General features: G+C 70.3%; 27 protein-coding genes and 1 pseudogene. 21 read left to right on the top strand and 7 right to left on the bottom strand.

The window, feature by feature from the left end:
- Window positions 1-212: 212 nt before the first annotated feature.
- Window positions 213-601, top strand: a pseudogene (locus tag BM165_RS26220) (phosphorothioated DNA-binding restriction endonuclease); the annotation flags it as partial.
- Window positions 602-789: 188 nt separating this feature from the next.
- Window positions 790-1572, top strand: coding sequence for an NgoMIV family type II restriction endonuclease (locus tag BM165_RS16730; protein ID WP_208976780.1), 783 nt, complete (start codon window positions 790-792; stop codon window positions 1570-1572).
- 14 nt (window positions 1573-1586) lie between these two features.
- On the opposite strand, the gene BM165_RS16735 is transcribed toward BM165_RS16730, so the two are convergent.
- A complete protein-coding gene (locus tag BM165_RS16735; protein WP_244274287.1) occupies window positions 1587-2858 on the bottom strand; it encodes a DNA cytosine methyltransferase in 1272 nt (423 codons plus the stop codon).
- A 114-nt stretch (window positions 2859-2972) separates the two neighbouring features.
- Between BM165_RS16735 and BM165_RS16740 the strand changes: the two genes are divergently transcribed.
- Window positions 2973-3449 (top strand): very short patch repair endonuclease, encoded by a 477-nt coding sequence (locus tag BM165_RS16740; protein WP_208976781.1) that lies wholly within the window; start codon window positions 2973-2975, stop codon window positions 3447-3449.
- Between the two features lie 140 nt (window positions 3450-3589).
- Here the strand turns inward: BM165_RS16740 and BM165_RS24370 are convergent, their stop codons facing one another.
- The 4 genes from BM165_RS24370 to BM165_RS16760 form a co-directional block, all read right to left on the bottom strand.
- Window positions 3590-4180, bottom strand: coding sequence for a hypothetical protein (locus BM165_RS24370; protein WP_143108194.1), 591 nt, complete (start codon window positions 4178-4180; stop codon window positions 3590-3592).
- 2 nt (window positions 4181-4182) lie between these two features.
- Window positions 4183-5958, bottom strand: coding sequence for a DEAD/DEAH box helicase family protein (locus BM165_RS16750; protein ID WP_075014683.1), 1776 nt, complete (start codon window positions 5956-5958; stop codon window positions 4183-4185).
- Complete coding sequence (locus BM165_RS16755; RefSeq protein ID WP_075014684.1) at window positions 5955-8465, bottom strand: ATP-binding protein; 2511 nt, start codon at window positions 8463-8465, stop codon at window positions 5955-5957. Before BM165_RS16755 ends, BM165_RS16750 begins: the two co-directional genes overlap by 4 nt.
- Window positions 8466-8675: 210 nt before the next feature.
- Window positions 8676-8891, bottom strand: a complete 216-nt coding sequence (locus BM165_RS16760) for a GAF domain-containing protein (RefSeq protein WP_143108195.1) — start codon at window positions 8889-8891, stop codon at window positions 8676-8678.
- Window positions 8892-9193: 302 nt separating this feature from the next.
- Here BM165_RS16760 and BM165_RS24375 point away from each other — a divergent pair, with 302 nt between their 5' ends.
- The 10 genes from BM165_RS24375 (at window position 9194) to BM165_RS16810 (ending at window position 17245) form a co-directional block, all read left to right on the top strand.
- The gene (locus tag BM165_RS24375) at window positions 9194-9391 is read left to right on the top strand and encodes a hypothetical protein (RefSeq protein ID WP_143108196.1); all 198 of its coding nucleotides are present in this window, start codon (window positions 9194-9196) and stop codon (window positions 9389-9391) included.
- Window positions 9392-9476: 85 nt separating this feature from the next.
- Complete coding sequence (locus tag BM165_RS16770) at window positions 9477-11021, top strand: acyl-CoA synthetase (RefSeq protein WP_075014687.1); 1545 nt, start codon at window positions 9477-9479, stop codon at window positions 11019-11021.
- A gap of 270 nt (window positions 11022-11291) precedes the next feature.
- A complete protein-coding gene (locus tag BM165_RS16775) occupies window positions 11292-11732 on the top strand; it encodes a VOC family protein (protein WP_075014688.1) in 441 nt (146 codons plus the stop codon).
- A 51-nt stretch (window positions 11733-11783) separates the two neighbouring features.
- Window positions 11784-13127: an ABC1 kinase family protein gene (locus BM165_RS16780; protein WP_075014689.1), complete on the top strand. Its 1344-nt coding sequence runs from the start codon at window positions 11784-11786 to the stop codon at window positions 13125-13127.
- 156 nt (window positions 13128-13283) lie between these two features.
- Complete coding sequence (locus BM165_RS16785) at window positions 13284-13685, top strand: nuclear transport factor 2 family protein (RefSeq protein WP_075014690.1); 402 nt, start codon at window positions 13284-13286, stop codon at window positions 13683-13685.
- Between the two features lie 42 nt (window positions 13686-13727).
- Complete coding sequence (locus BM165_RS16790) at window positions 13728-14693, top strand: NAD(P)H-dependent flavin oxidoreductase (RefSeq protein WP_075014691.1); 966 nt, start codon at window positions 13728-13730, stop codon at window positions 14691-14693.
- Between the two features lie 2 nt (window positions 14694-14695).
- Window positions 14696-14950: a type II toxin-antitoxin system Phd/YefM family antitoxin gene (locus BM165_RS16795; protein WP_075014692.1), complete on the top strand. Its 255-nt coding sequence runs from the start codon at window positions 14696-14698 to the stop codon at window positions 14948-14950.
- Entirely contained in the window at window positions 14947-15339 is a 393-nt protein-coding gene (locus tag BM165_RS16800) for a type II toxin-antitoxin system VapC family toxin (RefSeq protein WP_177225228.1), read from the top strand. The genes BM165_RS16795 and BM165_RS16800 overlap by 4 nt, the downstream gene beginning before the upstream one ends.
- 85 nt (window positions 15340-15424) lie before the next feature.
- The gene (locus tag BM165_RS16805; protein ID WP_075014693.1) at window positions 15425-15886 is read left to right on the top strand and encodes a hypothetical protein; all 462 of its coding nucleotides are present in this window, start codon (window positions 15425-15427) and stop codon (window positions 15884-15886) included.
- A 348-nt stretch (window positions 15887-16234) separates the two neighbouring features.
- Window positions 16235-17245, top strand: a complete 1011-nt coding sequence (locus BM165_RS16810) for a hypothetical protein (RefSeq protein WP_075014694.1) — start codon at window positions 16235-16237, stop codon at window positions 17243-17245.
- Between the two features lie 6 nt (window positions 17246-17251).
- On the opposite strand, the gene BM165_RS16815 is transcribed toward BM165_RS16810, so the two are convergent.
- Window positions 17252-17995 (bottom strand): enoyl-CoA hydratase/isomerase family protein, encoded by a 744-nt coding sequence (locus BM165_RS16815; protein WP_075014695.1) that lies wholly within the window; start codon window positions 17993-17995, stop codon window positions 17252-17254.
- A gap of 120 nt (window positions 17996-18115) precedes the next feature.
- Between BM165_RS16815 and BM165_RS16820 the strand changes: the two genes are divergently transcribed.
- Window positions 18116-19159 carry a YncE family protein gene (locus BM165_RS16820; RefSeq protein ID WP_143108197.1) on the top strand — a complete coding sequence of 348 codons (1044 nt, stop codon included), beginning with the start codon at window positions 18116-18118 and terminating at the stop codon, window positions 19157-19159.
- 56 nt (window positions 19160-19215) lie between these two features.
- Window positions 19216-20238: a YncE family protein gene (locus BM165_RS16825; RefSeq protein ID WP_075014697.1), complete on the top strand. Its 1023-nt coding sequence runs from the start codon at window positions 19216-19218 to the stop codon at window positions 20236-20238.
- On the opposite strand, the gene BM165_RS16830 is transcribed toward BM165_RS16825, so the two are convergent.
- Window positions 20235-20804 (bottom strand): TIGR03086 family metal-binding protein, encoded by a 570-nt coding sequence (locus BM165_RS16830; RefSeq protein ID WP_075014698.1) that lies wholly within the window; start codon window positions 20802-20804, stop codon window positions 20235-20237. The two genes, BM165_RS16825 and BM165_RS16830, sit on opposite strands and share 4 nt — an antisense overlap.
- Before the next feature lie 65 nt (window positions 20805-20869).
- On the opposite strand from BM165_RS16830, the gene BM165_RS16835 reads away from it, so the two are divergent.
- The 6 genes from BM165_RS16835 (at window position 20870) to BM165_RS16860 (ending at window position 24426) form a co-directional block, all read left to right on the top strand.
- A complete protein-coding gene (locus BM165_RS16835) occupies window positions 20870-21637 on the top strand; it encodes a hypothetical protein (RefSeq protein ID WP_244274288.1) in 768 nt (255 codons plus the stop codon).
- A gap of 202 nt (window positions 21638-21839) precedes the next feature.
- Window positions 21840-22430, top strand: coding sequence for a hypothetical protein (locus BM165_RS16840; RefSeq protein ID WP_143108198.1), 591 nt, complete (start codon window positions 21840-21842; stop codon window positions 22428-22430).
- Window positions 22431-22465: 35 nt separating this feature from the next.
- On the top strand, window positions 22466-23320 hold the full coding sequence (locus tag BM165_RS16845; RefSeq protein WP_143108199.1) for a hypothetical protein: 855 nt from the start codon (window positions 22466-22468) through the stop codon (window positions 23318-23320).
- Window positions 23321-23357: 37 nt separating this feature from the next.
- Complete coding sequence (locus BM165_RS16850; RefSeq protein WP_075014702.1) at window positions 23358-23579, top strand: antitoxin; 222 nt, start codon at window positions 23358-23360, stop codon at window positions 23577-23579.
- Window positions 23576-23959 (top strand): type II toxin-antitoxin system VapC family toxin, encoded by a 384-nt coding sequence (locus tag BM165_RS16855; protein ID WP_075014703.1) that lies wholly within the window; start codon window positions 23576-23578, stop codon window positions 23957-23959. Before BM165_RS16850 ends, BM165_RS16855 begins: the two co-directional genes overlap by 4 nt.
- Window positions 23960-24012: 53 nt before the next feature.
- A complete protein-coding gene (locus BM165_RS16860; protein WP_208976782.1) occupies window positions 24013-24426 on the top strand; it encodes a DUF1810 domain-containing protein in 414 nt (137 codons plus the stop codon).
- Window positions 24427-24494 lie beyond the last annotated feature (68 nt).

Here is a 24494-nt window from a genome sequence, read left to right on the forward strand (position 1 = left end):
GGGATCCTCCGGACCACGGCGTTGGCCAGCCGGAGGGCGAGCAGGGCGCCGGGCCAGGGCTCTGCCGCTATTTGCTGTAGGCCGCCGAGTACGCCCCGACGACCTCTGCCGGACCGAGGGTAGACGCCTGAAGGCGAAACGCGGTCACGCTTTGCTCGTCGGGAAGACGGACGGCAGCCTTGAGCGACTCGCCGCAGGTGCACTCGGCCGGGGAGTTCGGACTCCCGTCGTGGACCGGCCGGGCGCAGAGCGACGCCTATCCCTTCACCCGATTGCGGTCCGACGGCGTCTGGACGCTCGGCTGCAACATGCCCATGGACAACGTCGGACCGTTGCGAGCCGACGTCACCGGGCGGCCCGAGGCTTCGCTGGAGGCTGCGCTGCGGTCACGTCCGGAGCTCGTCGGTGAGGTTGCGCGGGGCTCCTTGAGGTGCACTTCCCTGCCACCGTGGCGCCGGACGTCCTGGTCGCCGTCGGCCTGGACCCCGAGCTGCTGCATGGCGGAGCGCACGACCCGACGGTGAGGCGCAAGCGCAGCAGCAAGTGGCCGGCGCAGGTGTTCGAGGTGTGGGACCGGCAGTGCGCGTTCTTCGGCTTCGAGCGTGACATGAAGACAGGCTTCACCCAAAGATCACCTTACGATCGAGAACTCCGCTCCTGGTGGCACCCACTTGATTTGGAACCGATTGCATACGGTAGGGCTATGGAGACGGGCGACCCGATCATGACGGAGGAGCGGCGGCGCCTCCACGCCAGCTTGCTGACTGATCAAGCCTTTCGGTTAGCGAGTTGCGCGTCCCCAGCGACGCGGACAAGGACAACCGTGCGAGCGTCGCCTACGCCACTCACATCGCGACAGCCTTACGGGCGGAGACAGGGTTGCGCCTCGCTAGCCAATCCTCGGGCGGGAGATTCGAGCAAGCCTGCGCGAACTTCCTCAGCACGACCTTTCCCCGCCTCAGCCACCTGCGCCCGGGCGATTTGGGAATCACAAAGGTTGGAAGTCGCAACGCGGATTCCGGCGCCTCCCGCTTCGAGCAATACTCACACCTGGTAGAGCTGTCGGCCGCGGTCGAGGCAAACCCCTCGCTTCGCGCGGCACTAGGCAATGCCTATGCGATTGCCCCTGACGTAACCATCGCCCGTGCCCCCGTCGGCGATGAGGAGATTAATGCACACGACTGGCTGATAGATGATTCGGTGGCCACCCGCGCTACGATCCGCGCCCCAGTGCAGCCGCTGCCCATCTTGCATGCGGTTGTGTCATGCAAATGGACTCTCCGCCCGGACCGCGCTCAGAACGTCCGCAGTGAGGCACTCAACCTCGTCCGGAACCGCAAGGGCAGGCTCCCCCACGTCGTGGTGGTCACCGGCGAGCCGACACCCACACGAATCTCATCACTCGCCCTCGGCACAGGCGACATTAACTGCGTATACCACTTCGCCCTACCAGAACTCATCGAAGCCGTGAAGACCTACGGCGCCGATGACGCCATTGAGCTGCTGGATATAATGATCCAGGGCAAGCGGCTCAAGGACATCGCCGACTTGCCCTTCGACCTCGCCGTCTAGCGAGTCAGCTTTGGTCAGCTGATGCGGGAGCGAGCCGAGCGTGTCGCAAAGGCAGCGTGCCGTTCGTGGTCATCCTGGCCGGTGAAGGCCCTAAAACTTCCGAGGCGGATCTCCACGCCCCCTTGAGCCGGGTAGATGAAGTCGATGTGGAAATCCTTGCTCAGGTTGGCAACGTGCTGCTCAAGCTTCGCGGGATCAAGTGCTGGCTTGACGCGGTTCCGCAGCGCCTCGAATGAGACGTAGCCGTCAGCTTCCCGCAACGCCCTGTAGACCCCGTCATGCTCTACTTTGAGGAGCCCGAGGTCCGTCTTCTCTTCCTTCTGACTCAGAGCGTCGTGGATAGCGCGACCAACCGCCTCGGCCATCGGCGGCGGGAAGGCGTTACCCACTTGGCGGTACTGAGCAGTCTTCCGACCCGCCAGCTCCCACTTGTCAGCCGGATCCCACCCTTGGAGGCGCTTGACCATCTCCACGGTGAGCTTCGGCTTCTTTTCCTCGGGATGCGGGTCCTTCATGGCCGGCGCCTCGTTGGCGATGCCCAAGCCATCGACGAACATGTCTGCCCATGCACGCTTGGCCCGGGTAGGGCCAAGATCAGCGCCACCGTGCTTCTTGCTGCCGCCAACGATCGTCGGAGCGATGCCACTGGCCAGCTGCGCCCACTCGTCGGCGTGCTCCCAGCCGTTCTCCTCCATGAGGCCCCTGAGGGCGTCACCGACTGTGCCCGGATCGCCCTGGGCCTCGGGCCAGGCGAAGTAGGGCGCGTCCTTGTCCCGCAGCGCGACGAGCACAAAACGAGGCCGTAGCTGCGGGACACCAAAGTCCGAGGCCTGCAAGAGACGCCACTGGCCCACGTAGCCAGCGTCGGCGAGGCTGTCGAGCACATGCTGGCGGTATGCAGCAAAACGCGGCATCGACAGACCACGGACGTTCTCGAGGAGAAGCGCACGGGGCCGGATCTCCACTGCCGTCTGGACGGCCCATGCGAAGAGATCCCGCTCGTCGCCGGCACCCAGCTGCTTGCCGGCAATCGAGAACGGCGGACACGGCACCCCGCCGGCCAGCAGGTCCACACCGGCATAGATCTCGGGCTTCCAGACTGACCGGTCGGCGACGTCGCCCTGCGCGATCTTCCAGGACTGCCGGTTCAGGGCCAGGGTCTGACACGCGTAGCTGTCGATCTCCACCGCCAGCTCGTGCTCGAATCCTGCCTTCTCCAGCCCGAGACCCTGGCCGCCAGCGCCGGCGCAGATCTCGACGACCTTGAAGGTCTGCTCTTTGCTCACCATTGGTGCCACACCCTAGAGCTCTCCAGTCCCCCGGCCGGGTGACACGTCTGCATGCCGAGCATCAAAGCCGGCGCCACCGACAAGTCGCCGCGGCTGGCTACCGTGGCGCCCGTGTCTGGCGGCGACATCACACCGCAACCCGGCTCCGACGCGCCAGAGGCGGCAGCCGGGCGCCCTGTGCCGATCAGCCCTGGACGCTCGCGCAACCTCGCCGCCATCCGGCGCACAGGCACCAAGCCTGAGCTGGCGCTTCGCTCAGCGCTGCACGCCCGTGGCTGGCGCTTCCGGAAGGACTACCGGCTCGACCTTCCAGACGGACGCGTGCGGCCAGATGTGGTCTTCACGCGCCGCCAGGTCGCCGTCTTCGTCGACGGCTGCTTCTGGCACGCCTGCCCGATCCATGGGCGCGAGCCGACACGCAACACGGGCTACTGGTCCCCGAAGCTGGCGCGCAACGTCGAGCGCGACCGCCGGAACAACGCGGCGCTCATGGCTGCCGGCTGGACCGTCGTACGCGTCTGGGAGCACGAGCCCCTCGCCAACGCTGTCACTGCCGTCGAGGAAGCGCTTAGACGAGCGCTAGCCTAAGGCCTCCCGTGCGCTCGACCGCCACCTCGAGACTTAGATCGGCCTGCCTTAAGTAACTGAAAGGAGCGGACCGAGCCCCATGTGAACCTTAAGCGGTCCCACGCCGTGCAAGCCTACCCCACCCTAGAATGCGGTTTCGCCTAAGCGACTCCACCCCCTCCGCGTCCACTCAAGACGTGGGCTACGAATGCCTCTCGCTCACACCGAGGCAACCTTGCATCAGCATTAATGTTCTTGAGAGTCAACCCCTCCGCTGCCTCCTGGAGATTAGCCGAAAGAGTGGTCAGACGATAAGTGGCAACCCCGCCACTCTCGCGTGTCACGACATTCAGGCCGAGGTCTCGAAGCTCACGAGCTCTGCGCTCAGTATGGACCGCATCGCCCGACAGGAGCCGCAGCTCATCCGCTGCAATTTCTTCGTTCAGCCTAGCCGACAGGTAATTCAAGATCAGTGCATGGACAGCGTAGAAGCGCTTGACCTGCAGGTACTTGAGAGGGATGGCGGGATACGAACGCCGCATCTGCACTTCGATCTCATGCTTGACCCGAGATATCTCCCGGTCGTCAGCGTAGGTTTCTTTCGCGAGCGTCTCGAAAGCCGCAGCAAGCTCCCGCTTCGCATCAAGGTAACCCAAGGTTAACCGCCGTTCGTCGACCTCAGCGTCCCGCAATAGGTGACCAAGGAGTTGAACAGCCTCCAGCGCCCGCGCGCGCTTATGTTCCCAGGACACAATTATCCTCGATTCCTGGCCGCATCACTTAGAAGATCGATCGGCGGAAAGCGGAGCACACTGACATCCTCACCGGCCTCCTCGACTTCCTGCAACTCGCCAAGCCAGTGTCGCAGGAATGAAGCCCCCTCGATATCCTCCGCGTCCGCACGCCTGAAGCTCACACGCGACGGCAAACTCACACGAGTGCTTCGATCGCTACGCGGACCAGGCGCCTCGAGTGATTGCTGCAACTCCAGGCCGGCCGCAAACCTACGTACATCAGACACGAAGTCGAGCACCAAGACCCTTTCCTTGCCGGGCGCTAACCTAAGGCCCCTCCCGAGCTGCTGCACGAAGATTCGTCGACTATGGGTGACCCTCTGAAACACCAGAAGGTTCACATCGGGAACGTCAACGCCCTCATTCAACACGTCCACAGCACAGAGAATCTGGACTCGGCCATCCGCAAAGTCCAGCAGCAGCTTTGCCCGGTCGATGGGGCCCATGGAAACTCCGTCTGACGCTCTGCTGTAAATCGGCCGTGCACTAGCGAAGCCAAGCGCATTAATGCGCGCAGACACGCGCTCCGCATGCTCCACAGTGCCACAGAAGACGATGCCGCGCCCACGCTGCTGTAATTCAGCCCACGCTTCGCGCGTGCGCTCGATGACGGCATCATCCCATTGATCAATGAATAGCGTTCTATTGATTGCTCTAGGCGTGAAGCGGTCGCCCCGCAACCTTTGAAGTCCGCGCCAATCGACGTTATCCATGTACATGCGGTAGTCGACGTTCGCTAGGAAGCCTGAGCGTAGCCCTTCGACCAAGTCCTTATTGACGACAGGCGCATCAAAGCGATGATCCAGCCCCTCCCCGCCAGGTCGCCAGGGGGTGGCAGTCAATCCGAGCAGGAACGGGCCACCGACACGTCCGGCGGCGAGGTAGTCAAGCATGCTTTCATACCGATTCGACCCTAGGTGATGACACTCGTCGACGATCACCATATCGAAGTCTGGTAGTGAGATGCCGCTGTCCATGGCCGGCACCAGACTGTCTCGAGACGCGAACACGATGGAGTAATGATCCAAGTCCGTCCACTTGGGACGCTCGAACCCGTTGATAACCGCGGTCGTCTGATCAATCCGCAAGAAGGGCCAAAAAGCTCGTTCGAGCTGATAAACTAGATCGTTGGTATGCGCCACCACGAGCACTCGCCAACTCGGCTCCGCGCTGCACAGACGTCGCACAGTTTCAGCCGCCACCCATGTCTTACCAAGGCCCGTCGCCAGGACCACGAGAGCACTCCCAGGTTTACGCGACATGGAAGCTTGAACGATGGCGTCGGTGGCGTCCTCCTGGTATCGGCGAGGCTCGAATCGCTCAGGCGCCCGACGGCTGAGGGGCTCGATCGGAAGTTTCTGCCCTCGACTCACCAATACTTCGCGATCCCAGAGCTGAACATTCATGCCCTCGGCTGCGAGACGATCTCGCTGCACAATGAGGCCGCGCGTGAAGCCAGACTTGCTGACTATCACTGGCACTTGCGCGCCGTATGTGGCCGCGGCGGCTATCGTCCGGTCTAGGACCTCACTACCCGCGGGAGTCGTCCAGCGCTTCACCTGGAATAGCCAACGCTTGCCACGACGGTGGGCCAATACATCCGCCCCGCCGTCACCCGACCTGCCCACAAGAGCTACGTAATCAAAGCCCTCTGCGACTAGAAGGCGAGCAACCATTCGCTCGTAGGCCTGCCACGAGCTGATACTTATGGCGAGGTCATCGACGAACCGCCTCATACCAACTTACTTTCGAGATATTCGGCCGCCGCGCGCACGCGATCGTTCACCAGCTTGTCGTCATCGGGGAATTGCAGGAATGAGGCGCAGTCATTGAGGCACCTTGAGTAGGATCCGACCGAGTAGTGCTTGGCACTCTCAGCGGCTGCCCTACCAACCAAACGTTCGTCCGGGAGGCGGTCCGCCCAAACGACTCCAAACCAAGACTCTGCTGCCGTGTCGAAGAGTCGCGCAATCGTGACGGCCGAGACATATCGAATGTAGCGCCCAGTGCTCCTCAGTTCCTCGAGCTCTTCGAGCTTTTTGTCAGCGATCAGGCGTTGAGCGAAGTCCCGCTGCTCATGTTCGTCCATAGTCTCCATGAAGTCGCCTATTTGCGGGATAGTTTCGAGCCGCAACGCGATTTTCGCAAATAGGTCACGCACCTGGTCGGTGAGCGACACGGGCGGCCCGGACAAGGACTCTCCCCATACCTCCTGCATGATCTGAACCGCGAGATTTGCCACTGAGTGACCCGGGCGCCCAGTCAAGTCAAGCCGCATGTTGTACAGGTACTGCGCGGCCTCAACGGCCACCGCCTCCTCAGGTGAAAGGTGCAGCTGCGTAAACGCACGATGGCCCAGGTCGAGGAAAACGTCGACGGCCCCCGGCTGCTTAACCGCCAGGGTCGGAACTGTAGGACCGTCCCACCGCGGTCTCGTGGGGTCCATGCGGAAGGCCGTCACATCGAGAGGCTCGCTTCTCTTGCCGTCCGCAGTCTCGAAGGTTTTTCCCGAAAAGCAGAGTGAGTCAAGCTTGACGGCCATCCGCCAAAGAACCTCGGGATCGGCCGGATTCTCCGCTCCTCGCAACGACTCACACTGAACACATTGGTCGTCGTCCACGCCGTTTATGTGCTGACAGACCTGACAGGTCCAAGGCTCTCGGACCTCAGGAATCTGAGAGGCCCCGCAGGACTCGCAGGTCACCGCCGATCGAGGCAACTCCTGGTTGCAGGCTACACACGGCTTCGCGTCAAGGATTGCCTCGCAGTCGGCACACACCTCAGCGTCCGCAACGTTCTGGAAATCGCAATGCGGGCAGGTCGCGAATGTTGCCACAGGCGGAACGGTGGCGTTCTCGACATACTCCCACCACTCCCGATCATCGTAATAGCCCGGCTCATGATTCAGGAAGCGCCGGTAAAGCTCCGCTTCAACATCTCGACCGATCCGCACCGCCTTGCCCGCCGCTTCGTCATACCGCCCCATATACATGTCGGGCCGACCGAAGTTGCGCAGTTTGCGGTATCCCTGAAAGAGCTTCGATACGGGTGATTCGTTTCGGGTTCCGGGCGGCCAGCTACTCGGAAGTAGAGATCCGCCACGGAGGAACTGCATCGCGCGCTGCCATTCTCCGCTACTGCGCTGGAAGTCCTGCTTCTGAAAGTCGACTGGGACGTGGTCGAGGTGCACCTCCCCTACGATCCGCCCCGTCTGCTGATCCGTCGGGTACTCCTTTACGGGACTTCCTAGGTCGTCGGGATATTCAAAGAAGGCATCCTTCTCGGCGACGCGAATGGCTCTGCCATTGCGGATGAGATCTATGCCGTATCGGTTGCTATCGTCGAACCGCTGGATCCCGACCCAGCCCTTAACCCGTTCCTCAACCGTGCGGAACTCGCCGCCGCCACATTCAATGCACTGATCTGCGGCATCTTCGATCTCAGTTCCGTCTGCCACACATCGCCGCTGCGTGCGCAGTACGGTATTGAAGTCAAGTCTTGCCGGGATGACTCCCCAGGCTTGCCGCTCGACAAATCTTTCACTTGACCACACACAGTGCTCGAACGGCGCAACGGGCTCAGTATTGAGGATCACCCGAATGCTTGGCATGTCCTCGCGGCCAAGTAGAGATGCATACCTGCGACCGACTTGCTCTCGCAGCGCGCGCTTCGAGATGTGTGCCAGCTGAACAACAAATCCGGCGTTCGGGTCGCCGTCTGGCCACCACATGTCGACGTCAACAACGGTGCCCTGATCGAGGCCACTTGGTTTCGGCACAACCTGCACCGGAACGAGGAACTGGCGCGATCGAACAACCGCCGGAAGATCAAGAATGACTTTCAAGGCGTAGTCATCCCCGCGTCTGGCCGTTGTCACCGTGGTTCGACGGCCCAACTTTCCGGTCGCAATGTTGAAGCCCATGCCGAAAAGGCCAAGCGTGTCATATCGATTCTTGCCGCTAAAGCCAGCGCGAAGAGCGTCCGCGAGCCGTTCACGCGTGAGGCCGGGGCCATTGTCTCTGACGCGTAGCGTGCCCTCACCGCGCCTCGCCTCGCTCTCGCCCGGGACACTGATCTCCAACAGCGGGTGGGCCACCGGAGCGCCCAGCAGCAGCGCAGCCCGGTATGAATCAATACCGTTGTCGATTAGCTCGCAGAGAGCGTCGAGGGGCTTGATCGGCGTGTGTGTAAGCGCGAGGAGAACCTTGGGGTCTGGCGTGATGTCAAGGACGTCTTCAGGCATGAATGACCTCAGGGATGCTTTGCGTGTGGAGCACGCAATCTAGTTCAGGCTGCGTGGCGGGCCGGTCGTCATGGGCTCGAGTGGTGGCGCCTGTGGCGTAGCGGTGCAGCTGAGGCCAGTGATGCGTGTGGGGATACTCCTTGCGGTCCATGCAGTTTCAGCGGCGACCTAGCAAGAGTAGTTGATTGCGCGAGTCCCACCTGATCTCCATCACCTCGTACTCCCCCGCGTGAACTCGCACGGCTCGTCGTCGAGGCCGCCCAGCGAACCGAGCACGTAGCCGTCCTCGTCGATCAGCGGCAGCCCGAGGTGCGAGCGGATCGCGCTGGCGGCCACCGCCGGGTGGTCGCGGAACACCGGGTGGTCGAGCGCGTCCACCACCTGCAGCGGCGCCCGCGGCGCGACCACGTACGCGCAGAACGGCAGCTCGCTGGGCGCGTGCGAGCACGGCGCGCCCGCACCCCGCTCGGCCGGGAGTCACTGCTCGTCCGGGCCGACCGGGTCAGTCACCGCAGGCCGGTGTCCACCACCGGGGCCCTGTACGCCACCACGGCGTCAAGATCGGAGATGCCGGCGTGCCCCGGCAGCCGATAGCTCGCCAGCGCGGCCAGGCGAGTCGGCTCGGCGACGGCGGGGCGGGGGTCGGGCAGGACGGCGTAGGGACGGCGGTGCTCACGAGCGCGGACCCCAGCTGCTCGATGTCCCGCACAAGACCCCACTTCGGCACGGTGAAGTTCCGCTGGTCCCTTGACGCGCCCCTTCCCCGTCGGGACGGCCCCGAGCGCACCGGGACCGTCGAGCTGTGTGGCGGCTCCTCCGGCACCTCCGGAGTCATCGCACCGGATACCGACGGCGACACGCTCACCGTCGCCGGCTCGGGAGTCGACCCCGACGGCCCCGACACGATTGCCTTCCTCATCGGGTGACCCGGTCCCAGGGCCGTCCGCCTCTGGCACCGCCGAGGCCGCGGAAGCCAGGATCCGGACCCACCCGAGCCCGGAGGCCGGCACCGTGTACGTCACCCAGGGTCTGCACCGCCACGTCCAGCACCGCCCGGACGAGATCGCCACCGTCTGCGCCGGCCGCACCCGGACCCACGCCGAGTCGGTCGACCGGATCGCCCGCCTCGCGGCCGCCCTGCAGGAGCTCGGCGTCGGGGACGGCGAGCGCGCGGCGATCCTGTCCCTGAACTCCGACCGCTACTCCGAGTTCCTCGCCGCGACGCTGTGGGCCGGCGGCGTCGTGGTCCCGGTCAACTTCCGCTGGAGCGTCCCGGAGATCGCGGAGTCGCTCGCCGAGGTGGACGCCCGGGTGCTCGTCGTCGACGACGCCCTCGCCGGGTGCGTCGACGACATCCGCGCCGGCTGCCCCGGCCTGCGGCACGTCGTCCACGCCGGCGACGGCCCCACCCCTGACGGCATGCTCGCCTTCGAGGAGCTGGTCGCGGGGCACGAGCCGGTCGAGGACGTCCGCCGCGGCGGCGACTCCCTCGCCGGCGTCTTCTACACCGGCGGCACCACCGGCCGGTCCAAGGGCGTCCTGCTCAGCCACGACAACCTGCTGACGTCGTCCATGGGCTACCTCGCGGGCGTGCCGACGCCGACCGACCGCGTGTACCTGCACGCCGCGCCGATGTTCCACCTCGCCGACTTCTCCGCCTGGGTCACCGGCGGCATCGTGGGCGGCACCCAGGTGATGATCCCGGCGTTCGACCCGGTCGCCGTCCTGGCCGCCGTCCAGGAGCACGGCATCACCGACGTCCTGCTGGTGCCCACGATGATCCAGCTGACCGTCGACTCCCCGCGGGTCGACGAGTTCGACCTGACCAGCCTCCGGCGGGTCCTCTACGGCGCCTCCCCCATGTCCGACGCCCTGCTGGGCCGCGCGGTGAAGGCCTTCCCCAACGCCCGCTTCGTCCAGGCCTACGGGATGACCGAGCTCGCGCCCATCGCGACCCTGCTCACCCCCGAGGACCACGAGGACCCGGCCCGCCGGCGCACGGTCGGCCGCGCCGCCCCCTGCACCGAGGTGCGCGTCGTCGGGCCCGACGACGCCGAGCTGCCCCGCGGTGAGGTCGGCGAGATCGTCGTCCGCGGGGGCAACGTCATGCTCGGCTACTGGGACCGGCCCGAGGCCACCGCCGAGGCCCTGCGCGGCGGCTGGATGCACACCGGCGACGCCGGCTGGATGGACGACGGGGGCTACGTCTCCCTCACCGACCGCCTCAAGGACATGATCATCACCGGCGGCGAGAACGTGTACTCGGTCGAGGTGGAGAGCGTCCTGGCCCAGCACCCGGCGGTGGCCACGTGCGCGGTCATCGGCGTCCCCGACGAGACCTGGGGCGAGCGCGTGCACGCCGTCGTCGTCCCCGCGGCCGGCGCCACCGTCACCCTCGAGCAGCTGCACGCCTTCTGCGCCGACCGGCTCGCCGGCTACAAGACGCCGCGGTCGATGGAGGTCGTCGAGGCACTGCCCCTGTCCGCGGCCGGGAAGGTCCTCAAGCGGGAGCTGCGCGCGCCCTACTGGGCCGGGCAGGAGCGGGCCGTCCACTGATCGCCCACCCGGGCATCCTCCTGACGGGACACCCACCGTGTCCCCCCGCTGGGATCGCACCGCCCGTCCTGCTCACGGCGCCTGCACCGGCGGGTCACGCCACGGCATCAGCAGCTGCGGGACGACGAACCCACCGACAGACGCCGCCTGGCCGGTCCCAGGGCCGTCCGCCTCTGTCGCCGCGGACGTCGTCGGCGCCACGCTCCGGATCCACCGGCCAGGATGCCCGGCAGCGGGCCACCGGTCGATGCAGGCAGTCAGGAGGGCGACGTGACCGTTCCAGCACGGGTCCGACCGGCTGTCGCGGGCTTCCACCACCTCGCGATCACCGCCACGGACCTCGACGCGAGCGTCGCGTGGTACCAGCGCGTGCTGGGGCTCCAGCCGCTCCCGATGACGTTCCCGCACAACGGCGCGGAGGAGTCCGGCCACGCCGTCCTCCTCCTCGAACCGGCACAGGGGTGGGCGATCGGGATCCACCGCCACGTCGCCAACCCGGGCACGCCGGCCAGTGAGACGACGACGGGCCTGGACCACATCGCGTGGGCGGTGTCCTCCCGGGAGGATCTCGATGCCTGGGCCTCGTGGCTCGACGAGCAGGGTGTGCAGCACGCCGGCGTGACCGACACGACCGACCCCATGCCGTACTCGGTCCTGGTGTTCCGGGATCCGGACAACGTCCAGCTGGAGCTGGTGCACCTGCCGGGTTGAGCCGCGCACGACGGGCACCGCGGCGCAGCCGGACGGCGCTACCGTCCGGCCGTGGACGCCCCCGACGCCGGCCGTCCGACGAGCAGCCGCCTCGCCCGCACCGCTCGGCTCGCCGCGCTGCCCGCGGCGTTCGCCGGCCGCACGGCCGTCGGTCTCGGCAAGCGCCTCGGCGGCCGCCCGGCCGAGGCGGTCGCCGCCCAGGTGCAGCGGCGCACCGCCGAGCAGCTGTTCGCCACCCTCGGCCAGCTCAAGGGCGGCGCCATGAAGGTCGGCCAGGCCATGTCGGCGATGGAGGCCGCGCTGCCCGAGCAGCTGGCCGGTCCCTACCGCGAGGCGCTCGTCCGGCTGCAGGACGCGGCACCGGCGTTGCCGGCCGCGATGGTGCACCAGCAGCTCGACCAGGCGTTCCCGGCCGGCTGGCGGCGACTCCTGCGCGACTTCGACGACCGGCCGGTCGCGGCGGCCAGCGTGGGCCAGGTGCACCGCGCCACCTGGTCCGACGGCACTCCGGTGGCCGTGAAGGTCCAGTACCCGGGCGCCGGCGAGGCGCTGGTCGCGGACCTCGGGATGATGCAGAAGGTGGCCCCGGTCGTGCAGACGGCCATGCCCGGCCTCGACGCCCGGCAGCTCTTCGCCGAGCTGCGCGCGCGGCTGGTCGAGGAGGTCGACTACGTCCTCGAGGCCGACGCCCAGATGGCGTTCGCCGACGCCTACCGCGACGACCCGGACATCGCCGTCCCCGACGTGCTCGCCACCGAGGACCGCGTGCTGGTCACCGCCTGGATGGAGGGAACGCCCCTGTCACGGGTCATCGCCGAGGGCACCCGGGACGACCGGGACCGCGCCGGCCTGCTGCTGGTGCGGCTGTTCGCCTCCGCTCCCGTGCGCGCCCGCCGGCTGCACGGCGATCCCCATCCCGGCAACTTCCGGCTGCTGCCCGACGGCCGGCTCGGCGTCCTCGACTTCGGGGCGACCGAGGCCATGCCGTCCGGCTGGCCGACCCGGCTCGGACCGCTGCTCGCCGCCGGCCGGGACGGCGACGCCGCGGCGCTGCACCGCGTCGCCGCGTCCGCGGGACTGCTGCGACCGGACCAGGTGACCGCCGAGGCGCTCCTCGCGCTGCTCGACCCCTACCTGCAGCCGCTGCGCAGCCCCACCTACACGTTCACCCGCGCCTGGATGCAGGAGCAGACGAAGGCCGCCTCCGACCCGTTCAGCGCCACCTCCCGCACCCAGCGCCGGCTGACCATCCCGCCGCGCCATCTGCTGCTGCAGCGCGTGGCCGTCGGGATGACCGGCGTCCTCTGCTCCCTGGGCGCCACGGTCGCGGTCGACGCCGAGATCCGCTGGTGGCTGCCCGGCTACGACCCCGACGTCACCGGTCCGCTCACCTGACGGGTCCCGCCGGGCTACCCGTCGGACCACCGCACGGTGCACCCGGGTCACACACCGGCGCGGCACGCTGAGCACCGCCCGCGGGAGCCGCCGCGCCACTCGACGGGACCCGGCGGCTCCCTACCGTGGCGGCACCCGTTCCCGGAGGAGGTCGCCATGACCCAGACAGCCGCTACCAGCGTCGAGACGATCAAGGCCCTCTACGACGCCTTCGCCCGCGGCGACGTCGGCACGGTCCTCGGTGCGATGGACGAGGCCATCAAGTGGTCCGAGGCCGAGGGGAACCCCTGGTACCTCGGACACCCCTTCGTGGGGCCGCAGCAGGTCGTCGACGGCGTCTTCGCCCGGATCGGCGACGAGTACGAGGACTTCCGGCTCGAGTTGCACCGCTTCCTCGCCGACGGCGACACGGTGGCCGTCCAGGGCCGGTACTCCGCGACCAGCCACCGGGCGACCGGCCGGCCGCTGGACGCCCAGTTCGTGCACGTGTGGGACCTCCGGAACGGCAAGCTCGTCCGCTTCCAGCAGTACACCGACACCCGCCAGTGGCCGACGTGATGGGAGCCGGCGCCTCCTGACCGCGAGGCCGCCGGACCCGCCGTGCAGACGCCCTTCACCGAGCTGGTCGGCTGCTCCGTCCCGATCCAGCAGGCGCCGATGGGAGCGGTCTCCTCGCCCGACCTGGCCGTTGCGGTCGCCGAGGCCGGCGGCGTCGGCACGGTCTCCGCACTCGGCCTCCGGCCGTCCGCCCTGCTCCGGCTGCTGGACGGGATCCGCGGGCGCACGTCCGGCGTGCTGTCCGCCAACGTCGTCACCCCCGACGTCGACGAGGGACTGGTCACCGACGTCGCCGGGCGGGTGCGGCTCGTCGACTTCTTCTGGTTCGACCCCTCACCGCGGCTGGTGGACCTCGTCCACCGGGCCGGGGCGCTCGCCGGGTGGCAGGTCGGGTCGGTCGCGGAGACGCGCGCCGCGGTGGACGCCGGCTGCGACGTCGTCACGGTCCAGGGGGTCGAGGCCGGTGGTCACGTGAGAGGCGACCAGCCGCTCCGACCTCTGCTGCGCCAGGTGCTCGACGCTGTCGACGTCCCCGTCCTCGCGGCCGGGGGCATCACCGACGGACGCGCCTTCGCCGAGGTCATGGCGGACGGTGCGGCCGGCGCCCGGATCGGCACCCGCTTCCTCGCGACGAGCGAGTCCGGCGCCTCCCCCGCGTACAAGCGAGCCGTCGTCGACGCCGCCGGCGACAGCACCGTCGTCACCGGCGCCTTCGCCGTCTGCCCCCTCTGCGCCACCAGCCCGCGGGCCCGGGTGCTGCGCTCAGCCGTCGAGCGGCTCGCCGAGCTGGACGACGACGTCGTCGCCACCACGGGCCCCACCCGGGTCCCCGTGCCGCGCGGGTCCGGCCTCCCGCCGGTGGCCGGCGCCGAGGGACACCTCGACGCGATGGCCATGTACGCGGGAGCCGGCGTCGACGCGGTGACCGATGTCCGGCCTGCCGCCGAGGTCGTCGCCGAGCTGATGGCGGCCCTCGACCGGCTTGCTACGGATGGCCTACACTCGTAGCCATGCGGGTGGCCTCCAGAGAACTGCGCAACGACACGGCCGGTGTCCTCCGGCGGGCCGCCGCGGGCGAGGTCGTGCAGGTGACGGTGAACGGCGAACCTGTGGCCGAGCTGGGACCGATCCACGAGCGACGCTCGCACTGGACGCCGAAGGCGGCCTTCGCCGCGCGTCTGGCAGCGGCGCAGGCCGATCCGGGACTCCGGGAGGACCTCCGCGCCCTCGCCGGGGACACCGACGAGCTGGGGCCCATCCGGTGAGCCGTGGCCTGCTGGACACCAGCGTCTTCATCGCCCAGGAGGGACGGGAGCTGGACGTCTCGGCCCTGCCCGACGAGGTCGCTGTCTCCGTGGTGACCTACGGCGAGCTGCGTGCCGGTGTCCTCGCCGCCACGGACGTCTCCGTGAGATCGCGCCGGCTGTCCACCCTGCAGACCGTGGCCGACCTCCACCCCCTCCCCGTCGACACCACCGTGGCCGACGAGTGGGCCCGGTTGCGGCTCCTCCTCGCCGCGGCCGGACGCCGTGTCAACGTGAACGACACCTGGATCGCCGCCACCGCGTTGGCACACGGCGTCCCGGTCGTCACCCAGGACGCCGACTATCGGGCGCTCGCCGAGATCAGCGACCTCCAGGTCATCGCGGTCTGACCCCTGCCGTCCACAGGGAACCGCCACCATCGGCAGCCTGTGGACAACCCCGGAGCGGTCCTCGAGCGCTGCCACGGTGTCCCGCGTGACGACACCGACCCTCGCCGACGTCCCCGTCCGCTCGTCCCTGGCACTGACCCGCCGCTGGACCGCCCTCCTGCAACCGCCCACCTTCGCCGGCCGCAGTCTCTGGCTGACCTGGCTCGGGACCGACGGCCGGCAGTCCCCCGTCCTGCTCCCGGTCGACGACGTCCCTGCCGTGCCGGACCGGCGCCTGCTCTCCGGCCTCCTCGACCTGCACGCCGAGGTGGCACCCCATCTCGGAGGGAACGACGTTCACCTCGCCATGGCGCTCTCCCGTCCCGGCGAGCCGGTGCAGACCGAGCACGACGCGGCGTGGGCGTGCGCCCTCCACGACGTCCTCGACGACGCCCTCGACGCCACCTGGAGCCTGCATCTGGCCGCCGGCGGCCGGGTCGAACCGCTGGTGGAGGCGTCGAGCTTCTTCGTGCGCGTCGCCGCGCGGCTCGGGGACGGTCCCCGGTGACGGCGCCGCACAGCTCCTGGACGCCGGGACCGCGCGACTGGGTGGTCGACCCAGCCCTGCACGTCGTCCCGCCACCGGCCATCGGCGCGGCGGTGCCTGACCGTCCGCGTCGACGGGGTCCGTCCCCACGGACGCTCCTGGCCGCACTCCTTGGTCGTCGACGACGAGCTCAGCCGGGACGGTGAGACACCACTCGGAGATGCTCGTCGTGCAGGAGGACGGCGACTTCCGCGCGTGTGGTGACCCCTGACCCGGTGCAGGACGGACCGGGTCAGTCGGACCGGCGCCGGAACCGATGGACCGGGAGCGGTCTCGGCGGGACCCTCGACTCCGAGCACGGGAGACGACATGTCCCGCACCGTCGCGGCAGCACTCGCCGTGCTGCTCACGGCCGCCTGCAGCGCCGGGGACGACACCGCCGCGCCGGACGTGTTCGACACGGTCCTGGGCACCGTCGACATCGACGCCGCCGTCGGCTCGGACGTCGTCTTCTACGACCTCGCGCCGAATCCCGACGGCGCGCCCGTGGCGCTGGTCGGCGCGGCCGGCGCACGGCAGAGCTGGCTGGTCCTCTCGGCGCGCGGTGCACCGGTCGTCCGGACCATCCCCGCCGCCGAGCCGGGCAGCGAACTCCTCATCGCGGACGACGGCACACCGCTCGTCGTCGGCTCCGCGTTGCGGGTCGGCGGAGCCGTCCTGCCGCTCCCCGTCGGCGGGCCCCCGCTCGCCGTCCACCTGCACCACGACACCCTGCTCGTCGCCCGCTACACCCGACTGGCCGCCGTCGACCGCACCACCGGAGCCGTCCGGGCCACCGCCGCCGCGCCGGGTCGGGTCACGCACGTGGCCACGACACCGGTCGGCGACGTCGTCGCGCTGGTCACCGACCCGGAGGGCGGCATCGTCCTCCTGCGGTTCACCCCGGACCTGCGCCCGGACGGCGACCCGGTCGAGGTCGTCGCCGAAGGTGGAACGCCCACCGCCCTGCGGGTGACCGCCGGCGGCACGGTCGTCGCCGCGCTCTACGTCGGCGAGGCACAGGAGGACGGGCGGCTGGTCACCGTCGTCGACGGCGGGGTGGACACGGTCGTCGACCTCACCGGCGCCGACGACACCGCCCTCGACCTCGCCGTCGTCGGGGACACGGCCTACGTGGTGCTGTCCGCCTCGTACCACCCCGCCGAGCTGACGGCGATCCACCTCGCCAGCGGCGAGCGCACCGGGACCGTCGAGCTGTGCGACGGCACCGCCGGTGCCTTCGGCGCCATCGCGCCCTCCGCCGACGGCAGCACCCTCACGGTCGCCGGCTCGTGCGTCGACCCCGACGGCCCCGGCACCACCGCGTTCGTCATCGGTTGACCAGGGTCAGCGGGCCTGCCGACGCATCGACCACATCTGCGCCGGGCGCTCGAACTGGGTGGCGACCTCCCAGCTCACCGCGCCGTTGACGACCTCCTTGCGGAAGTTGCCCACGGCCACCCGCGCCAGCTCCGGGTCGGCGGCCACACGGCGGGCCAGCTCGAGCGCCCGGTCCTCGACGGCAGCGTCGTCCACGGCCTCCCACGCCAGGCCCAGCTCGGCGGCGCGCGTCCCGTCGATCTCCTCGCCGAACAGGGCCATCGCCGCGGCGGCCTCGCGGCCGATCAGCCGCGACAGGATGACGAAGTGCCCGCCGCCGGGGTGCATGCCGCGCTTGAGGAAGCCGGCCAGCAGCCGGGCGTCGGTGGCGACGATCCGCAGGTCGGCCGCCAGCAGCATGTTCATCCCGGCGCCCACGGCGGACCCGCGGACGGCCGCGATGGTGGGCACGCGCACCTGCCCCAGCCGGTAGAAGGAGTCGTAGATCCGGCTCATGCCGTCGTAGGCCTCCGGTGCGGCCGGGTCCTTGCCGGCGTTCGTCAGCGTCGCGACGTCCCCGCCCGCGCAGAACGACTTGCCCACCGCCCGCACCACCAGCGCGCCGACCTCGGGCCGGGCGTCCACCCGGTCGAACACGTCGATCAGCTCGGCCGCCATCTGAGGGGTGAGAGCGTTGCGGCGGTCGGGCGCGTTGAGCGTCACCACCGCCACGCCGCCGTCGACCTCGAGCAGGACCTCGGCGTCAGCCACCAGCGCACCTCCGGATCGCAGACCCCGCGGGTCCGCGGGGCATCACCCGGCATCAGACCACGCGGTTGCCGCGCCGGTCCGGGCGGCCGGACACTCGCCGCACCGACCCCCGGAGCCCGCATGCCCGCCCGCCGTGCCGCCGCTGCAGCCTTTATCGCGATATTGGCTGGGTGCACGACGGTCACCGGCGACCCCAGCCCGGCGCCGCCCACGTTCACCGAGGCGGTCGGCAGCGTCGCGCTCGACGCGATCACGCCGGGCGGCGTCGACGTCCTCGACCTCGCGGCCGCGCCCGACGGCGGCACGCTCGCCCTCCTCGCCGACACCGCCGACCCGGCGGTCACATACCTCGTCCCGATCGACGAGGACGGCGTCGGCGCGGTCCGCCGCCTCGACGACGCCGGCGACCGGCTCTTCGTCACGGCCGACGGCACCGTCCTGGTGGCGGGCCCCGGCCGGCTCACCACCGTGGGTGCCGGCACCGTCGACCTCGCCGTCACCGGCGACGTCGCCGCCCTCTCCCCCGACGGCCGCCGCCTGTACGTGGCGAACGGCAGCGAGCTGGCCGCCGTCGACCCGGCCACCGGCGCCGTGCAGGGCAGCGTCGAGATCGGCGAGGGCTACACCGTCACAGCCCTGGCCGCCGCCGAGGACGGGCCCATCGCGCTGATGAGCGACGCCCGCGCGACCGACCTCGCCGACGTCGCCGTGCTGGGCACCTGGTCGGCGGACCTCGAACCAGGCCCCGTGGTCGAGCTCGCCCCCGACCGCCCCGCCAGCATCCCGTTCGCCCTGCGACTCACCGGCGACGGCACCGCCGTCGTCACGCTCACCGCGGGCTCGGGCGACGACCCGTACCGCGTCGTCGTCGTCGAGGACGGCGAGGTGACCGCCTCCCACGTCATCCCGGGCACCGACCGCACCCCTGCCGACCTCGCGCTCTCCCCCGACGGGCGGATCGCCTACCTGCCGGTGGCCGGCTTCGAAGTCACCTCCGGCGTCATCAGCCTCGACCTGGCCAGCGGCGAGCAGCTCGCCGACGCACGGCTGTGCGAGGGGCAGGCCACCTTCGGCCGCGTGGCCCTGGCCGCCGACCGGCTCACCGTCATCGGCTCGTGCATCTCCGGAGCCGCGCCGTCGACCACCGCGTTCGTCGTGGGCTGACGGTCCGCGCCGTGACCCTTGCCGCGGACCACCCGGTCCGGACAGACTCCGCCGTCGTGCGCCGTCCCGCCGGGCCCCTGCTCGCCGCCGTCCTGCTCGCCGGCTGTGGCGGGGCGGCGGAGGAGACCGCGTCCCCCGAGGGACAGCGCCCCGGGACGGTGTCGCTGGCCGACGTCGCCGGGGCGGACGCCGCCGTGCTCGACGCCGCCGCCACCGACGACGGCCGCGCGGTCGTCCTCCTGGCCCCGCCCGGCGGCCCGCTCACCCTCGCCGACGTCACCGCCGACGGCTCGGCCACCGCCGTCCCGGTCCCCGGGCTCGACGCCGAGCGCCAGGGCCTCGCCCGCGTCGCCGCAGCGGACGACGGCGTAGTGGTCGTCGGGTTCGCCGCCGGCCGGGTCACCCTCGTCCCCGCCACCGCGCAGGGCGCCGGTGCGCCGCAGCCGGTCGGCACGCTCGGCGCCGCCGACGTCACGGCCCTCGACGTCACCGCCCGCGCGGACGTGCTGTACCTCGCGCTCAGCGGCGTCGACGGCACTCACCGCCTGTTCGCCGTCGACCCGGCGACCGGCGCCGTCCGCGACGAGGCGGAGCTCCCGGGCACCCCCCGCGACCTGGAGACCACCGACGGCGGAGTCGCCGTGGCCACCGACTCCGGGCGCTCCGCCACCGTGGTCACGTTCGACGCCGCCCTGGACGTGGTCGCCGAGCTGCCCGCCGGCCCGGGGACGGCCGGCCCGCTGACCGTGGTGGACGGCGCCGTGTACGCGACCGCCGGCCGCACCGGCGAGGTCACGGTCTCCCGCGACGGCGAGGTGCTGGCCAGCGTGCCCGGCGACCTCCCGGCGCTGGTCACCGTCGACCCGGCCGGCGAGGTCGCCACGCTCGTCGACACCGTCGCCGACAGCGAGGTCCCGCGCGTGCTGCGGCGGACCGTGGACCTGGCGACCGACGAGGTCACCGACGAGGTGGAGCTGTGCGACAGCGGCGCCGTCGCCGGGGCCGACGTCGACGCCGCGGGTCGCGGGGCGGTGGCCGCCGACTGCCGCGGTGAGCCGGTGCTCTGGCGGCTGGACTAGGCGGGCCGCCAGCGCGGGTCGCGGCCGGTGGCGCCGAGCAGCCGGTCGAGGGCCGGCGCGTCGGCGGGTACCGGCACGACCGGGCCGTACAGGCCCGACGGCCGGTCGTCGCCGAAGGACTCGGCGAACGCCCGGCACGCGTCGGCGGCGGCGGGGTCGACGTCGTAGGGCTGCCCGGTGGCGACGGCGAGGTCCCAGCCGTGCACCACCACCTCGTCGAGGGCGACGACGGCGGCAACCTCGCCCGGCATCTCCACGCCGCCGGCCGCGGTCATCCCCTCGTGCGCCGCGGGGTCGCGCCAGGCGGTGGCGAGCGCGTCGAGCTGCGCAGGGATGTACTCGCGCCAGTCGGTCGGCAGGTGGGTGGGGTCGGCGGAGGCGGTGCCGTCGACGGGCGTCCGCTCGGCGGCCATGCGGAAGGCGTACGCGAGCCCGGCGAGGTGCACGAGGATCCCCGCCACGGGGGTGCCCGCGCACGGGGTGGGCGTGCTCAGGTGCTCGTCGCGGATGCCCGCCACGACCCTCGCCGTGGTGGCGGCCGCCGGGCCCAGGTCGATCGTCTGCATGTCGTCCTGACCGCCCGGCGCGCGCGGATTCATCGGAGGCCGCGGACGGAGTAGGAATGACGTCCGTGACAGGGGGACGACGGGAGACTGCCGCCCTCGTCCTCCCCAGCGCCGGCCCGGACCCGATCCCGCTGGCCACCGCGCTGGCCGCCGTCCTCGGGTACGCGCGCGGGCGCCGGCCACTGTTCTTCCGCTCCCCCGGCCAGCCGCAGGGGCGGTGGGTGCAGGTGCTCGCCTTCGCGCACGACCGCTTCGACGGCCAGCCGCCCGAGACCGGCGACCGGCCAACCGACCGCGACGTGCTCGTCGCCGAGGGCCTGCACGGCCGCCTCGACCCGGCCGCGTGGCGCCGCGTGCGCTCGACCCTGGACGACGTCTGGCCGCTGGTGGGTTCGGTGGTCGAGCGGTCGGCCGGGCGCGCGTTCTGGGAGCTCCCCGACGACGAGTTCTCGGTGCTCACGGAACCGGGGACGGTCGGCGCGGCGCTGCGGGGGCTCGCCGACCGGCACGTGCGCGCCGCGCTGCACTCGCGGTACCCGGCGCTGGTGCCGCTGACCGACGGCGTCACGTGGCGGCAGCTCTACGGGCACCTGCGCGAGGGGGACAGCGGGCCGGAGGCCGCCGTCCACCGGGAGCTGACGGCCAACGCCGGCGCGTTCACGACCCTGGAGACGGCGACGGCGACGCTGCTGGGCCACCCGCTCACCCGGCTCCGGCTGCACGACGTCCTGCTGTGGCTGGCCGGATCGCTGCGGATGACGCACGCGGTCGCGCTCGGGCGGGCGCTGGCCGCGGAGTCCGACCAGGGCCTGGAGGCACTGCTGCCGGCGTGAGCTCCGTTCGACTCGCGTGTTGATCAACGGCTCGTCGCCGCTGATGCGCGCGGACACGCCGGTGCGGACGGCAAGGATCCGATGATCACCGCGGTGCTGGACGTCTCGGTCGACGGGTCGGGTGCCCGTGCCCCGCCGTTCGGGTGGCGTTGTCCCCAGGGTGCCCCCGTGATGGGCAGCGTTCTGGTTATCGTCCCCGACCGTGCGTGATCACCTTCGGCGTACGCGGCTGACGGCGGTGGCCGTGGCACTCGGGACGGCGCTGCTGGCCGGGTGTGCGAGCGAGGCCGCCGAGGCCCCGAGCGAGAGCCTCCCCTCCACCTCGTCCCCGGCTCCGACCACCGAGGCGCTGCCCGCGGTCGGCCCGGCGGACTTCCCGGTGCCACCCGAGGCTCGGACGAAGGACGCCGCCGGCGCCGAGGCCTTCCTCCGCTACTGGATCGACCTGCTCAACCGCCAGCGGGCGATCCCCGCGGGCCAGCCGCTGCGCGACCTGGGGCCGGACTGCCAGGAGTGCCTGCGCATCGCGACGAACTACGACGATGCTGCAGCAGTCGGAAGCAGGTACATCGGTGGCGAGGTATCGCTCGTCGATGTGCCCTCGCCGATCATCGAGGGGGACACGGCGAAGTTCAGCTTTAGCGCTCGCCGGGAACCTGTGTCGCTCGTAGACAGTGCCGGGACGGAGATCGAAGGGCGCGCCGAGGTCGCACCAAGATTGTTTTCCGGCCTCTACCTCATCTGGTCCACCTCGACGCAGTCGTGGTTGGTCACGGCATTTCAGCTCGGATGAGAATCCTCGCCCGGTTCCTCTTGTCCCTAGCGATGGTGAGCAGTTGGGTCGTCGCCAGTGGATCGGCTCAGGCCTGCCAACTCGACGACTGCGGAGGTACCGCGGCGCGAGACAGCGCCATCGACGCCTGGTACAGCAGTGCCAACGTCGGCTCGGTCGTCGGCGCAAGCGGCGCGGGGACCGTCGACTACGTCTGGCGACTGATGCGGCCCTGTGCGCTGGTGGAGGAGGGCGGCGGCGTCTGCAACGCCCTGGACTTTGAGAACTGCCCGGCGGAGCCCGGGCAGGTGGTCCGCTACCTGACCGTCCAGCAGCGGCCGATCGTCCGCCCCGACGGCACCGCAGTCGTACCGGTGCCGCCCGGTGCGCTGCCTGGGGATCCCATCGGCGGGTGGACCACAGATCGCACGGCCTGCATCGACATCACGGCACTGAACCCGCCGCCCACGCCGGAGGAGGTCTTCACCTACTTCGAGCGTCTGCCTCTCCCCCAGCTGACCACCGAGCACGCGCCACCGGGCGACGGGCTGTCCGGGCTGCCGGTGGTGTTCTGGACCGATTCCCCCGCCACGCAGACCTTCACCGTGGACATCCGCGGCTTCACCGTGGTCATCGTCGCCGAGGCCGAGCAGTTCACCTGGCGCACCGGCGACCGCACCACCCCGACGCTCACCACCACGGAGCCCGGCAGCGCCTATCCCGACCACGCCGCCGAGCACCTGTACCGCTCGGGCACCTACACCGCGAGCCTCACCGTGACCTGGGGCGCGACGTTCACCGTCGACGGCAGCGCCCCGGCCGACGTCCCCGGCACCACCACCACCGACGGACCGCCGGTGACCTTCGACGTCGTCGAGGCAGCCGCCGTCCTCACGAACCCGTACGACTGAGCGCAGAACCGCTAGCAGATTGCTAGCATCTTGCGACATGCGGACCCTGTACCTGCGCAACGTCCCCGACGAGGTCGTCGAGCGCCTCGAACGCCTGGCGGCCCGTGAGGCGATGTCCGTGGGAGCCCTGGCCGTCCGCGAGCTCGCCGCTGCCTCCCGGCGGGTGGACAACCCGGCCCTGCTCGCCGAGCTGCCCGATCTGGACGTGTCCGCGGACGACGTAGTCGCAGGACTGGACGCCGAGCGCGCAGGACGGTGATCGTCGCCGACGCATCAGCCGCCGTCAGCGCTCTCTTCAACGCCGGTCCCGCCAGGGACCTGCTGGCCCGGGAGCGGGTACACGTGCCGCATCTGGTCGACGTCGAGGTCACCAGTGCGCTGCGCCGCTCCGTGGCAGTGGGCCGCGTGACCGCGGAGCAGGGCCGGGCAGCGCTCGATACGTGGCGTCGGCTCGGCGTCACCCGTCACGCGGCGACCGGTCTCCTGGGCAGGGTCTGGGAACTGCGGGAGAACGTGACGGCCTACGACGCCACCTACGTCGCACTGGCCGAGGCCCTCGACTGCCCGGTGGTGACCGCGGACGGACGCCTGGGGCGCGCACCGGGCCTCCGGTGCCCGGTCACGGTCGTTCCGCGATAGGCCGCAGCACCGGACCGGGTGTCGGTGAGGCTGAGCGCGGGCAGGGGGCCGGGGTGATCGTCGACCTGTCCCGCTTCGTCGACGCCCAGGCCGGCACCTACGAGCGGGCCCTCGCCGAGCTGCGCGCCGGGCGCAAGACCGGCCACTGGATGTGGTTCGTCTTCCCGCAGGTCGCCGGGCTCGGCCGCAGCCCGACGGCGCAGCACTACGCGATCAGCGGGCTCGACGAGGCCCGCGCCTACCTCGCCCACCCGGTGCTCGGCCCCCGCCTGGTCGAGTGCGCACAGGCGCTGCTCGACCTGCCGGGAGACGACGCCACCGCGGTGCTCGGACCCGTCGACGCGATGAAGCTGCGCTCGTCGGTGACGCTGTTCGCGCACGCCGACCCCGCACGACCGCAGTTCCGCGCTGTCCTCGAGCGGTACTTCGACGGCCGGGAGGACGAGGCGACGACGTCGCGGCTGTAGGGCGGCGCGCAGTCGTGCTCTGAGTCCGCCGGGGACTCAGAGCACGACGTTGCGCAGGAGTTGCGAGT

Origin of the sequence: Geodermatophilus obscurus (assembly GCF_900115395.1) — a bacterium.
GTDB lineage: Bacteria > Actinomycetota > Actinomycetes > Mycobacteriales > Geodermatophilaceae > Geodermatophilus > Geodermatophilus obscurus_B.

Coding starts and splice junctions, on each gene's coding strand:
- BM165_RS16755 (WP_075014684.1), bottom strand. CDS start 8,465: ATGCCTGAAGACGTCCTTGACATCACGCCAGACCCCAAGGTTCTCCTC.
- BM165_RS16820 (WP_143108197.1), top strand. CDS start 18,116: ATGCCCGCCCGCCGTGCCGCCGCTGCAGCCTTTATCGCGATATTGGCT.
- BM165_RS16785 (WP_075014690.1), top strand. CDS start 13,284: ATGACCCAGACAGCCGCTACCAGCGTCGAGACGATCAAGGCCCTCTAC.
- BM165_RS16830 (WP_075014698.1), bottom strand. CDS start 20,804: ATGCAGACGATCGACCTGGGCCCGGCGGCCGCCACCACGGCGAGGGTC.
- BM165_RS16810 (WP_075014694.1), top strand. CDS start 16,235: ATGTCCCGCACCGTCGCGGCAGCACTCGCCGTGCTGCTCACGGCCGCC.
- BM165_RS16750 (WP_075014683.1), bottom strand. CDS start 5,958: ATGAGGCGGTTCGTCGATGACCTCGCCATAAGTATCAGCTCGTGGCAG.
- BM165_RS16795 (WP_075014692.1), top strand. CDS start 14,696: ATGCGGGTGGCCTCCAGAGAACTGCGCAACGACACGGCCGGTGTCCTC.
- BM165_RS16850 (WP_075014702.1), top strand. CDS start 23,358: ATGCGGACCCTGTACCTGCGCAACGTCCCCGACGAGGTCGTCGAGCGC.